Origin of the sequence: Polaromonas sp., from assembly GCF_010365105.1 — a bacterium.
Taxonomy (GTDB): domain Bacteria; phylum Pseudomonadota; class Gammaproteobacteria; order Burkholderiales; family Burkholderiaceae_C; genus Polaromonas.
Map to the genome: position 1 here is coordinate 185277 of NZ_JAAFGZ010000005.1, position 12544 is coordinate 197820.

General features: G+C 64.9%; 12 protein-coding genes. 9 read left to right on the plus strand and 3 right to left on the minus strand.

All coding sequences use genetic code 11. The features are described 5' to 3' along the window. The first annotated feature begins 5 nt into the window (after nucleotides 1-5). The 3 genes from GZ092_RS04970 to GZ092_RS04980 are packed head-to-tail and all read left to right on the plus strand — an operon-like array spanning nucleotide 6 to nucleotide 2687. Nucleotides 6-641: an L-threonylcarbamoyladenylate synthase gene (locus GZ092_RS04970; protein ID WP_293634947.1), complete on the plus strand. Its 636-nt coding sequence runs from the start codon at nucleotides 6-8 to the stop codon at nucleotides 639-641. A 35-nt stretch (nucleotides 642-676) separates the two neighbouring features. After that, the gene (locus GZ092_RS04975; protein WP_293634949.1) at nucleotides 677-1345 is read left to right on the plus strand and encodes a site-2 protease family protein; all 669 of its coding nucleotides are present in this window, start codon (nucleotides 677-679) and stop codon (nucleotides 1343-1345) included. A 22-nt stretch (nucleotides 1346-1367) separates the two neighbouring features. Then, nucleotides 1368-2687, plus strand: coding sequence for a tryptophan--tRNA ligase (locus GZ092_RS04980; RefSeq protein WP_293634951.1), 1320 nt, complete (start codon nucleotides 1368-1370; stop codon nucleotides 2685-2687). Nucleotides 2688-2766: 79 nt separating this feature from the next. On the opposite strand, the gene GZ092_RS04985 is transcribed toward GZ092_RS04980, so the two are convergent. Further along, complete coding sequence (locus GZ092_RS04985) at nucleotides 2767-2952, minus strand: CsbD family protein (RefSeq protein ID WP_293634953.1); 186 nt, start codon at nucleotides 2950-2952, stop codon at nucleotides 2767-2769. Between the two features lie 227 nt (nucleotides 2953-3179). On the opposite strand from GZ092_RS04985, the gene GZ092_RS04990 reads away from it, so the two are divergent. The 4 genes from GZ092_RS04990 to GZ092_RS05005 all read left to right on the plus strand — a co-directional run bounded on the left by GZ092_RS04990 (nucleotide 3180) and on the right by GZ092_RS05005 (nucleotide 7488). Next, nucleotides 3180-3908, plus strand: coding sequence for a GntR family transcriptional regulator (locus GZ092_RS04990; RefSeq protein ID WP_293634955.1), 729 nt, complete (start codon nucleotides 3180-3182; stop codon nucleotides 3906-3908). A gap of 89 nt (nucleotides 3909-3997) precedes the next feature. Next, nucleotides 3998-4969: a tripartite tricarboxylate transporter substrate binding protein gene (locus tag GZ092_RS04995; RefSeq protein ID WP_293634957.1), complete on the plus strand. Its 972-nt coding sequence runs from the start codon at nucleotides 3998-4000 to the stop codon at nucleotides 4967-4969. 114 nt (nucleotides 4970-5083) lie between these two features. Further along, nucleotides 5084-6469, plus strand: a complete 1386-nt coding sequence (locus GZ092_RS05000; protein WP_293634959.1) for an MmgE/PrpD family protein — start codon at nucleotides 5084-5086, stop codon at nucleotides 6467-6469. Further along, nucleotides 6466-7488, plus strand: coding sequence for a D-2-hydroxyacid dehydrogenase family protein (locus tag GZ092_RS05005; RefSeq protein WP_293634961.1), 1023 nt, complete (start codon nucleotides 6466-6468; stop codon nucleotides 7486-7488). The genes GZ092_RS05000 and GZ092_RS05005 overlap by 4 nt, the downstream gene beginning before the upstream one ends. A 140-nt stretch (nucleotides 7489-7628) precedes the next feature. On the opposite strand, the gene GZ092_RS05010 is transcribed toward GZ092_RS05005, so the two are convergent. Together GZ092_RS05010 and GZ092_RS05015 are read right to left on the minus strand one after the other, a co-directional pair. After that, a complete protein-coding gene (locus tag GZ092_RS05010) occupies nucleotides 7629-8357 on the minus strand; it encodes a response regulator transcription factor (RefSeq protein ID WP_293634963.1) in 729 nt (242 codons plus the stop codon). Nucleotides 8358-8365: 8 nt separating this feature from the next. Then, nucleotides 8366-10411, minus strand: a complete 2046-nt coding sequence (locus tag GZ092_RS05015; RefSeq protein ID WP_293634965.1) for a PAS-domain containing protein — start codon at nucleotides 10409-10411, stop codon at nucleotides 8366-8368. Between the two features lie 183 nt (nucleotides 10412-10594). Here GZ092_RS05015 and GZ092_RS05020 point away from each other — a divergent pair, with 183 nt between their 5' ends. Both GZ092_RS05020 and GZ092_RS05025 read left to right on the plus strand, forming a co-directional pair. Beyond that, the gene (locus GZ092_RS05020; RefSeq protein ID WP_293634967.1) at nucleotides 10595-12235 is read left to right on the plus strand and encodes an acyl-CoA synthetase; all 1641 of its coding nucleotides are present in this window, start codon (nucleotides 10595-10597) and stop codon (nucleotides 12233-12235) included. 119 nt (nucleotides 12236-12354) lie between these two features. Next, a partial coding sequence (locus GZ092_RS05025) for an FAD-dependent oxidoreductase (protein WP_293634969.1) occupies nucleotides 12355-12544 on the plus strand: 190 nt, incomplete at its 3' end.

Genomic DNA, 12544 nt, shown 5'->3' on the forward strand with positions numbered 1-12544 from the left:
AGGCCATGGCCCAGTTATTTGAAGTTCATCCCGACAATCCACCGGCGCGTCTGCTCAAGCAGGCCGTTGCCCTGATCCAGCGCGGCGGCATTGCCGCCGTGCCGACCGATTCCAGCTATGCGCTGGTCTGCCAGCTTGACGACAAGGCAGCGTCCGACAGCCTGCGCCGCATTCGCGGGGTGGACGACAAGCACCACCTCACGCTGCTGTGCCGTGACCTGAGCGAGTTGTCCAACTATGCGCGGGTCGACAACAAGCAGTTCCGGCTGCTCAAGGGTGCCACCCCCGGTCCCTACACCTTCATTCTGGAAGCCAGCAAGGAAGTGCCGCGCCGCCTGAGTCATCCGTCGCGCAAGACCATCGGCCTTCGCGTTCCCGACCACAAGACCCTGCAAGCCCTGCTGGAACTGCATGGCGGCCCGTTGCTGGCCACGACGTTGATTCCGCGCGGCGAAACCGAATCCATCAGCGACCCGCAGGACATTCCCGGCCCGCTGGAACGCGAACTTGCCGCCGTCATAGACGCCGGCGCCTGCTACAAGGAACCGACCACCGTGGTCGACCTGACGCCGATGGCCAACGGCGACGACCCGGTGGTGGTCCGGCAGGGCCGGGGCGAACTGGCGCTGCTCGGGCTGTGAGGCGCCGACAGCAGGGCGTCTGACACAATCAGGCCATGGACATTGCCAACCTGATTCAAACCGTCGCCCTTTACGCACTGCCCGTGCTGTTCGCCATCACCATCCATGAAGCCGCGCATGGCTACGCAGCGCGCCATTTTGGCGACAACACGGCCTATCTGCAGGGCCGCATGACGCTGAACCCGCTCAAGCACATCGACCCGGTGGGCACGATCCTGATGCCGCTGGTGCTTTACTTTGCCACCTCGGGCGCGTTTTTGTTTGGTTACGCCAAACCGGTTCCGGTGAATTTCGGCGCCCTGCGCAACCCAAAGCGCGACATGGTCTGGGTGGCGCTGGCCGGTCCGGCGTCGAACTTTGCGCAGGCCATTTTCTGGGCGCTGATGCTGGTGGTCCTGGCGGCCACAGGCATTGAAGAGCCTTTTTTCCTGAAGATGGCGCAGGCCGGGATTTTGGTCAACCTGGTGATGTGGGCGTTCAATTTGTTTCCGCTGCCGCCGCTCGACGGTGGCCGCATCCTGGTCGGCCTGCTGCCCTGGAAGCAGGCGCAGATGGTCTCGCGCCTTGAACCGTGGGGTTTTTTCATCGTCATGGGCCTGGTGCTGGCCGGTGTTGTCGGCACCCTGTGGCTGCGCCCGCTCATGACTCTGGGCTATGCCGTGATCAACACGCTGATTTCTCCGCTGCTGTCCCTGCTGGGCTGATTTTTTCATTTCCATTTTCCGCATGACCTCCACTTCTTCCGCACCGCTCCAGCGTTTCCTGACCGGCATCACCACCACCGGCACCCCGCACCTGGGCAATTTCGTCGGCTCCATCCGCCCGTCCGTGGCGGCCAGCCGCCTGCCCGGCGTGCAGAGCTTTTACTTCCTGGCCGACTACCACGCGCTGATCAAGTGCGGCGACCCGGCGCGCATCCAGCGCTCGACGCTGGAAATTGCCGCCAGCTGGCTGGCCGCCGGTCTGGACCCGGAACGCGTGATGTTCTACCGCCAGTCCGACATTCCGGAAATCACTGAACTCACCTGGCTGCTGACCTGCGTCACCGGCAAGGGCGTGCTGAACCGCGCCCATGCCTACAAGGCGTCGGTAGACAAGAACGAAGCCGCCGGCAATGACCCGGATGCCGATGTCACGGCCGGCCTGTTCATGTACCCGGTGCTGATGGGCGCCGACATTTTGATGTTCAAGGCGCACAAGGTGCCGGTCGGGCGTGACCAGATCCAGCACATTGAAATGGCGCGCGACATGGCACAACGCTTCAACCACCTGTACGGCGACCACCTGGTGCTGCCCGAAGCGGCCATCGAGGAATCCGTCGCCCTGCTGCCAGGGCTGGACGGCCGCAAGATGAGCAAGAGCTACGACAACACGATCCCCCTGTTCACGCCGCGCGACCAGTTGCGCAAGCTGATCGCCGGCATCGTCACCGACTCGCGTGCCCCCGGCGAAGCCAAGGACACCGAAGGCTCTGCCCTGTTCCAGATCTACCAGGCCTTTGCGAAAGAAAGCGAAACCGCCGCGCTGCGCCAGGCGTATGCCGACGGCATTGGTTGGGGCGATGCCAAGCAGATGCTGTTCGAGCGCATCGACCAGGAAGTGGCCCCGATGCGCGAGCGCTACCAGGATCTGATAGCCCATCCACAGGAAATCGAAAAGCTGCTGCAAGCCGGTGCTGCAAAGGCACGGGCAGTGGCGGCGCCGTTCATGGGCGAATTGCGGCGCGCTGTCGGCCTGCGCAACCTGGGTTTTTCAGCCCCTGTTGCCGCTAAAAGCAAGGCCATCAAGACAGCCGCTCCGGCTTTCAAGCAATATCGTGAAAAAGACGGCCGGTTCTACTTCAAGCTGCTGGATGCGGAGGGGAGGCTGTTGCTGCGAAGTCGTGGATTTGAAGACCCCAAAGAAGTAGCACTGGTCATTTCCAGTTTGCAGCAGGGCGGTGCGGTGGCGTTGACGGCGATGGGCAACATGCTGGAAACCGCGCCGGGCATTGCACAGGACGAACTTGCCACGGCGCTGGCGTTCTTTGGCATTTCGCAAGCCTGATTGACACGTCAGGGAAAAACGCAAAAAAGCCGGTTGAACAACCGGCTTTTTTGTATGTGTGCAGATTGGTATCGCCGCACTAGGCCTTGTCGATCTTGTCTTTCACAACTTCCTTGGCATCGCCCACCTTTTTCTGGGTTTTGCCTTCAGCTTGTCTGACCGTGCCCTTTACCTGTTGTTCGGTGTTGCCGGTCATCTCGCCCACTTTGGACTGCACCTTGCCTGCAGCATCCTTTACGGCGCCCTTGACTTGATCCTTGTTCATGACGAAATCCTTTTACAAGTTGATGATGTGTTCAGGCTAATAGCCCGTGGTCATCCAGAAAGCAGGGGTTTGGCGCAAAAATGCGTGGGCAGCTTCCTACAGGCAAGTGCTGTGATCAAAAGCAGTTGCTTTCTGATGAAAAGCCTCGCCGTGTCCTCGCAGTCAGCCCTTGAGAAATAAGCTGATTTTTTTCGTATACGATATAACAAATACAAATCTGGACGCCCATGCTGCCCTGGTTCACCGAATCCCCTGCCGACCGACTGGTCGATGTTCGCGACACGTCGCTGGCCAAACTGGTGCGGGACGACATGCTCGCACTGATTCTGAAAGGCGAACTGGTCTCCGGCCAGCGCATCAACGAGCCCGACGTGGCCAGCCGGCTGCAAGTGTCGCGCGTGCCGGTGCGCGAGGCCTTGCGCGCGCTGGAGAGTTCCGGGCTGGTCGTGTCGCGCAAGCATTCGGGCGTTTTTGTGCGCCAGTTGCAGGATGCTGAAATCCGCGACCTTTACCAGATGCGCGGTCTGCTCGACGGCTTTGCCGGACGCTGCGCGGCCAGCCTGCCGGACCGCGAGCGCCAGGCGCTGGTGGCGCTTCTGGGCCAGTCGGTCGAAGCCATGCTGAAAGCTGCCGGCCGGCACGACGTGCAGGGCTACTATGGTGAAAACCTGCATTTCCACTGGGCCATCGTTGCGTCGGCGGGCAACGGCCAACTGCTTGAGACCTACCGCAGCATCGTGCAAAAGCTGCACCTGTCGCGCCTGAAGAACCTGTCGCAAGACCTGGGCATGCAGGCGTCGATGGACGAGCATGTCGAGATCGTGCGGGCGATTCATGACGGCGATCCGGTGCGCTGCGAAGCCCTGATGGCGCATCACGTGGGCGGCGCCTATGCGCGACTGCTGGAGGCAGTGTTGCCACCACCGCAGGAAGCCGCCCGGCCCCTGCCGGCATGAACCCCTGAATAAAAAGCAGCCCGAAGACCGGCTCCAAGCCGGCAGCGGCATTCCCCCTTATCCGTCCATCAATTGCTGGAGACAACCCCATGAAACGACGCACCCTGCTGCAGGCAGCCCCTGCACTCATTTACGCCCCCGGCCTGGCCTTTGCCCAGACGCCCTACCCGGGCAAGCCGATTCGCTACATCGTTCCGGTGTCGGCGGGTGGCGGCAGCGACATGGTCGGGCGCACCCTGACCGAGCGCTGGGGCAGCCTGCTCAAGCAGTCCTTCATCGTGGACAACCAGGGCGGCGGCGGCGGCGTGATTGCAGCCCAGACCACGGCGCGCGCGGCGCCCGACGGCTACACGCTGATGCAGGGCTATGTGGCGACGCACGGCACCAGCCCGGCCACGCGCAAGCTGCCCTATGACGCCATCAAGGATTTCACCGCCATCGGCATGATCGGCGCGACGCCCAACGTGCTGGTGGTCAACGCCAGCCTGCCGGTCAAGACCGTCCAGGAGTTTGTCGCCTACGTGAAGAAAAATCCGGGCCGCATCAGCTACGGCTCGGCGGGCCAGGGCTCGCTGACCCACCTGACGATGGAGTTGTTCAAGCAGCAGATCGACTCGTTCATGGTTCATATTCCGTACCGGGGCGTGGCGCCGGCCTTCACCGACCTGATCGGCGGGCAGACGCAGGCCATGTTTCCGGGCCTCGCCGCCGCCATTCCGCACATCCGCTCGGGCCGGGTGCGTCCGCTGGCCGTCACCGGCTTGACGCGCCACCCGCAGTTCAAGGACCTGCCGACGCTGGACGAGTCGGGCTTCAAGGGTTTCGATGCGCAGCAGTGGTACGGCGTGGTGGGGCCGGCCGGCATGCCCGCGCCCATCGTGAAGCAACTGAATGAAACCCTGGCCGCCGTGCTCAGGGCGCCTGACCTGCGCGAGAAGCTGGCCGTCGAGGCGATCGAGCCGATCGTGATGTCGCCGGAGGAATTTTCGGCTTTCATCAAGACCGACATTGCGCGCTGGACCAAGCTCGCCAGGGAACGCAAGATCGAGCTGGACAGCTGAATTTCAAGCAAAAAAGCCTCTTTGCGCATACCCCTGTTGCATGAGTAGCTATATTTTTCATAGCGACTCAGCATCTTCATAATTCTTAGCCTTTTTTTTGGGAAAAACCACTCCATGGCCCGCAACACCCAGGTCGCCGCCGACCACCATGCCCCGCCCATCACCCACATCCTGGCTGAATTTGTCGCCAACCACCCCGGCTTCCTGGCCGGCGGCTGGAGCGACGCGGTGGACCACGAGGCCCACCGCACCTTCATGAACTGGCTGGGCTGCGCGGTCGGCGCCGCGCACCACGAGGCGGCAGAAGCTGCCGTTGCGGCGGTGATGTTCCTGCAGCCTGCGCCCCAGGCCACGCTGCCCGGCCGGAGTGAAAAGGTGGACATTGCCAGCGCCGCGCTGATCAACGGCATCACCTCGCACACCTTCGACTTCGACGACACGCACCTCAAAACCATCATCCATCCGGCCGGGCCGGTGGCTTCCGCCCTGCTGGCGCTGGCCGAACACACGGGCGCCAGCGGCCGCGAACTGCTCGACGCGCTGGTGCTGGGCATCGACGTGGCGTGCCGCGTCGGCAATGCGATGTACCCCGACCACTATGACCGGGGCTGGCACATCACCGGCTCCACCGGCACGCTGGGCGCCGCCGCCGCGTGCGCCCGCCTGCTCAAGCTCGACGCCGGCAGAACGGCCATGGCGCTGGGCATCGCCGCCTCGCAGCCCATTGGCATGCGCGAGCAGTTCGGCACCATGACCAAACCCTTCCACCCCGGCGCCGCCGCGCGTGCCGGCCTGATGTCCGCCTTGCTGGCCGCCCAGGGCTACACCGCCAGCCCCCGGGCACTGGAAGCGCCGCGCGGCATGATGCAGACGGTGTCCACCAAGAACGACTGGCTGGAAATCACCGACGAACTGGGCAAGCGCTTTGAAATTTCCTTCAACAGCTACAAACCCTTTGCCTGCGGCATCGTGATCCATCCCAGCATCGATGCCTGTGTCCAACTGGGCCGCCGGGGCGTCACGCCCGACCAGGTGGAAAGCATCGAACTGAAAGTGCATTCGCTGGTGCTGGAGCTCACCGGCAAGAAGGAGCCGGCCGACGGCCTGCAGGCCAAGTTCAGCGTCTACCACGGCTGCGCAGCGGGCTTGACCTTCGGCCGCGCGGCGGAAGACGAGTTCTCCGACGAAGTCGTGAACCGCGCCGACATGGTGGCGCTGCGCCGCAAGGTGGTGGCGACGGTCGATGACTCCATCGACGAGGCCAGTGCCGATGTGACGGCGGTGCTGAATGACGGCCAGCGCGTGCATGTGTTTGTCGAGCACGCCATCGGCTCGCTGCAGAACCCGATGACCGATGCCAACCTGGAAGCCAAATTCCACGGGCTGTCGGACGCGGTGCTGGGCGAGCCGCAAACCAGCGCGCTGATCAGCGCCTGCTGGAACCTGGCCGCGGCCGATGATGTTCGCGCACTGGCCGCGATGGCGGTGCCGCAATCATGAACGTGCCTTTGAAACTTGCCACGCCAGGCGCCCGGCCGGTGATCGTCGTCGTGGGCGATGCCGAGCAGGCGCTGCAGCGGCTGGTGGACTGGGCACCGATCCAGGCGCTGGCCGACGTGACCCTGCACCACCAGCCGCTGAGCGGCGAGGCGCTGGTCGAGGCGCTGAAGAGTGCCGATGCCGTGGTGCTGGTGCGCGACCGCACGCCGTTCGACGCCGGACTGCTGGCCCGTCTGCCGCGGCTGCGCTACCTGGTCTTCACCGGCACGCGCAACACCACGCTCGACCTGGCCGCGCTGGCGGCGCGCCAGATACCGGTCAGCCATACCGAATGGGGTCCGTCCAAGGAAAGCACCTGCGAGATGACCTGGGCGCTGATCCTGGCCGCCACCCGCCAGCTGGAAACCCAAACCGCGCTGCTGCGCCGGGGCCAGTGGCGCCCAGACAACGCGCTGCCGCTCGCCGGCGTGCTGCACGGCCAGACACTCGGGCTGATCGGCCTGGGCGAAATCGGCGGGCGCGTGGCCCGTGTGGGCCATGCGCTGGGCATGAAGGTCATCACCTGGAGCCCGCGCATGACGCCCGAGCGCGCCGCCGCGCACGGTGCGCTTGCCGTGACGCTGGAAGAACTGCTGACCACGTCGAAGGTCGTCAGCCTGCACCTTGTGCCCACCCCGGCGACGCGCCATCTGCTCGATGCACCGCATCTGGCCTTGATGCGGCCGGACAGCCTGCTGGTGAACACCTCGCGCTCGGCACTGATCGCTACCGGGGCGCTGGTCAGCGCGCTCGAACAGGGCCGGCCGGGGTTTGCTGCGCTGGACGTGTTCGATGTCGAGCCGCTGCCGCAGGATTCGCCATTGCGCCAGTTGCCCAACGTGCTGCTGACGCCGCACCTGGGCTTTGTCGCCGAGCCGGTGTTCGCGCGTTTTGCCTCGGGCGTGAGCGAATGCTTGAGGGCCTGGTTGACCGGCCAGCCGCTGGTGCGCGTCATGGTCGAAAGCGCCAGCGCTGCGTGACGGGTTTTTGCTACTTAATTCATAGCTACTTACACACGCCAGCATTGCGCAAGAGGCTTATTTTACCAGTGAGATGAATCTTTCAGGCGGATATGAAAACCGCGCTCGATGGACTCCCGGCTGAAGCGCCGACCCCTTCCTTACATCCACGTCACCTCAGCCGCCAGCAGATAACCCGCGCCGTAAACGGTGCGAATGGTCGTCGGATGCTGGGGGTCGGATTCGAGCTTGCGCCGCAGCCGGGACACCCGCACATCGACGCTGCGGTCCAGCGCCGACAGATCGCGGTCGCCGCACAGCTGCTCGCGGTCCAGGATACGGTTGGGCCGCTGCAAAAACTGCAGCAGCATGCGCGACTCGCCGGCGCTCAGTGTCCATTCCTCGCCGCCCGGCGACGTCAGCAGGTTGGAGTCGGCGCGGAAACGCCAGCCGCCAAACTCGGCCATGTGCGAACGCGCGGGCGTTTGCGTTTGAGCGCCGGGCGCCTTGTCCCGGCGCCGCAGAATGCTGCGCACGCGGGCCACCAGCTCGCGCGGCTCGAAGGGCTTGACCACATAGTCATCGGCGCCCAGCTCCAGGCCCATGACCCGGTCGCTGAGGTAGCCGCGCCCTGTCAGCACCATCACGCCGCAGGCATGGCGCGCCTGCAACTCGCGCACCACGTCCATGCCGTCGGCATCGGGCAGGCCCAGGTCCACGATGCACAGGTCGGGCACCCGCACCAGCAGCAGCCGGCGCAGTTCCGCCGCGGTGTGGCATTCGACGGTCTCGAAGCCAAACTCGCGCAGCGTGCTGCCGACCAGCCGGCAGATGTCGACATCGTCGTCCAGCAGGTAGATGCAGCGCGGCCCCTCCGGCTGGCGGAACATGCCGGCCGTCATACGCCCAGGCCGTCCAGCGCCTGCTGCAACTCGTTGGCGGTGAACGGCTTTTTCAGCAGCGAAATACCGGCGGGTGCGCCACCGGGTGCGGCATCACCGTCGGCGTAGCCGCTGATCAGCAGGGCCTTCACATGCGGTGCGCGCTGGCTGGCCGCGCTGCACAGCGCCCGGCCGTCCATGCCGCCGGGCATCACCAGGTCAGACACCAGGATGCCGACGGTGGGCACGCTGGCCAGCAGTTGCAGGGCATCGGCCGCATGGTCGGCCTCGATCACCGGATAGCCCAGGCCGACCAGTTGCAGCCGGATCACCCGGCGCACGTCGGGGTCGTCCTCGACCAGCAGCACCAGCGGGCGCTGCGCGCCGTGCCGGCCGGCCAGCTTCTGCGGGCCGGGCAGCGTTTCGGCTTCAAGCGCTTCGTCGTCGGTGCACGGCAGCACCAGCGTGACCACGCAGCCTTCGCCCAGTGCGCTCTGGATGCAGATGCCGCCGCCCGACTGCTTGGCAAAGCCATAGACCATCGACAGCCCCAAGCCGCTGCCCGAGCCGAAACGCTTGGTGGTGAAAAAAGGTTCGGAGGCGCGCGCCTGCGTGGCGGCGTCCATGCCGATGCCGGTGTCGGACACGCTCAGCGCCACGTAGCAACCCGGCACCACGTCGAATTCGGCCGCCTGCGCCGGGCCCAGCACCATGCGCGTGGCCTTGATCGTCAACTGGCCGCCCTCGGGCATGGCGTCGCGTGCGTTCAGCGCCAGGTTGAGCAGTGCATTTTCAAGCTGCTGCGCGTCGGTCATGGCAAACACCGGCTCGTTCACCGGCGTGGCCGTCACGGCGACATGCGCCGGCAGGGTGCGCTTGAGCAGCAACAATGTTTCATTCACCATGTGGGCCATGTTCACCGAGCGCAGCGACAGCGGCTGCTTGCGCGCAAACGCCAGCAGACGCTTGATCAGCGCGGCGCCCCTGCGTGAGGCCTTCAGCGCCGGCAGCACGAATTCGGCCATGTCCGGCTCGTCGGGGTAGCGCTCCTGCAGCGTGACCAAATTGCCGATCACCACCGTCAGCAGGTTGTTGAAGTCGTGCGCCAGGCCGCCGGTGAGCTGACCGACGGCTTCCATTTTCTGCGCATGCACCAGCGCCGCCTGGGTATTCTTGAGGTCGGTGATGTTGACCGACAGCACGAAGCAGCCGGCCACCCTGCCCTCGGCGTCGAGTTCGGGCACCAGTTCGCTGCGCGCATACACCAGCCGTCCGCCGGGGCGGCGCATGGCGTATTCGTAGCTGACGCGCTCACCCTGGAGCGCCCGGTGCACATGGTGCGCAATATCGGTGTAGACCTCGTCGCCCACCACGTCGCGGATGGCGCGGCCCACCACGCCCTCGCGGACCGTGCCAAACCAGTCGGCGTAGCCCTTGTTGGCATAGCGGTAGATTTCCTGGCGGTCGAAGTAGCCGATCAGCGCCGGCACGGTGTCGGTGATCAGGCGCAGGTTTTCCTCGCTGCGGCGCAGGGCCTCGGTGATGCGCTGGTTGGCGTCGTCGGCCACGATCAGGCGCCGGTTGGTGGCCTGCAGTTCATGCGTGCGCTCGGCCACCCGGCGCTCCAGCTCGACGTTCTGCTGCTCGATCTGCTGCTCGTGGCGCCGGCTGGCGGTGATGTCGGTGTACAGCGTGACAAAGCCATGGTGCGGAAGCGGCTCGCCGCGCACCGCCAGGATCTGCCCGTCGGGCCGGTCGCGCTCGGTGTAGTGCGGCGTGAAATGCCGCGCCAGGCGCATGCGCTCGGCCACCAGTTCCTCGACATCGCCCGGCCCGTATTCGCCGCGCTCGGCGTTGTAGCGCATGAAGGACTCGAAGGTGGCGCCGACAAACGCCATGTCCTCGGGAAAATCGAGCAGGCGCAGGAAGGCTTTGTTCCAGGCAACGATGCGCAGGTTGCCGTCGATCACCGTCAGCCCCTGGTCAAGCCGGTCCAGCCCGGCCTGCAGCAATTCGTGCCGGTTGTGGATTTTCGGGGAATCGGGTGAAACGTGTGATGGCATGAAAGGCGGGCTCCGGCGGATTTATCCATTCTAGGGCGCTGCCACGTTGGCCGGAAGGTCGCAATCATTCGATACATTTGCCCCGAAATTGCGCAACAGTCCGCTGCCATCATCCAGATTGTCAATGACTGCCCAGGCCTTCAAGCCTGATGCAGTCACCATAACAACCAGGAGACTGCCGACATGCCCACGACCGCCTATGACCACGGACTCGAACGCAACAGCGCGAACTACACCGCGCTGTCCCCCATCAGTTTCCTGGAACGGTCGGCGCACGTCTACCCCGAGCGCGAGTCGCTGATTCACGGCGACATCCGCTTCACCTGGGCGCAGACCTATGCGCGCTGCCGCCGCCTGGCCAGCGCGCTGGCGCGGCGCGGCGTGGGCGTGGGCGACACCGTCGCGGCCATGCTGCCGAACACGCCGCCCATGTTCGAAGCGCATTTCGGCGTTCCCATGCTGGGGGCGGTGCTCAACACCCTGAACACCCGGTTAGACGCCGAAGCGCTGGCCTTCATGCTCGACCACGGCGAAGCCAAAGTTCTGCTGACCGACCGCGAGTTTTCGCCCCTCATCGAGCGGGCACTGAAGCTGATGCGCCAGCCCTGCCCGCTGGTGATAGACGTCGATGACCCGATGCACGAAGGCGGCACGCTGCTGGGCGAGATGGACTACGAAAACTTTTTGCAGACCGGTGACGAAGCCTACGAATGGTCGCTGCCGTCGGACGAATGGAACGCCATTGCGCTGAACTACACCAGCGGCACCACCGGCAACCCCAAGGGCGTGGTCACGCACCACCGGGGCGCCTACCTGAACGCCGTGTCCAACGTGGTGACCTGGGAAATGCCGCGCCATTCGGTCTACCTGTGGACATTGCCGATGTTCCACTGCAACGGCTGGTGCTTTCCCTGGACGCTGGCGCTTCAGGCGGGCGTCAGCGTCTGCCTGCGCAAGGTCGATCCGGCGCTGATCTTCTCGCTGGTCCGCGAGCACCGCGTCACGCACCTGTGCGGCGCGCCTATCGTGTACGGCCTGCTGATCAATGCCCCGCAAGTGCTGCGCGCAGGCATCTCGCACCCGATTGCCGGCCTGATTGCCGGCGCCGCGCCACCGGCCGCCATCATCGAAGGCTGCGAGCGCATCGGCATCGACATCACGCATGTCTATGGCCTGACCGAGGTCTATGGCCCGGCTGCCGTCTGCGCCAAGCAGGCCGGCTGGGACCAGTTGCCGATTGGCGAGCGTGCCGCGCTGAATGCGCGCCAGGGCGTGGCCTATCCGATGCAGCAGGCCATCACCGTGCTGAACCCCGAAACCATGCGGCCGGTGCCCGCCGATGGCGAGACCATGGGCGAGATTTTCTTCCGCGGCAACCTGGTGATGAAGGGCTACCTGAAAAACCCGCAGGCCACGGCCGAAGCCTTTGCCGGCGGCTGGTTCCACACCGGCGACCTGGCGGTGGTGCACCCCGACGGCTACGTCAAGATCAAGGACCGCAGCAAGGACGTGATCATTTCCGGTGGCGAGAACATCTCAAGCCTGGAAGTCGAGGAAGTGCTCTACCGCCACCCGGCCGTGATGGTCGCCGCCGTGGTCGCCAAGCCCGACGACAAATGGGGCGAAGTGCCTTGCGCCTATGTCGAACTGTGTGATGGGGCCAGCGCCACCGAGTCCGAGATCATCGAGCACTGCCGTGCCCATCTGGCGCGCTTCAAGGTGCCCAAGCAGGTGCTGTTCGGCACACTGCCCAAGACCTCGACCGGAAAAATCCAGAAATTCGTGCTCCGGGAGCAGATGCGTTCGGCGTCCAGCATGGCGTGAACCCCAGGCGTCCGGCCTAAAGCCCCTGAAGTTGCCGGCGCCACGCCGGCAACTACTCCTGAATTCATAGCTGCTTGCGCACGACTGGCTTGCGGAACAGGCCTTTTTTACTTAAAATCATGACTCCAGCAGAAATCCTGGCCCAGTACGGCCCCCGAGAATCGATGGACTACGACGTGGTCGTGGTGGGCGGCGGCCCGGGCGGGCTGTCGGCCGCCATTCGCCTCAAGCAACTCGCCGCTGAAAAAGGCACCGAGCTTTCCGTCGTCGTGCTCGAAAAAGGCTCCGAGCCCGGCGCGCACATCCTGT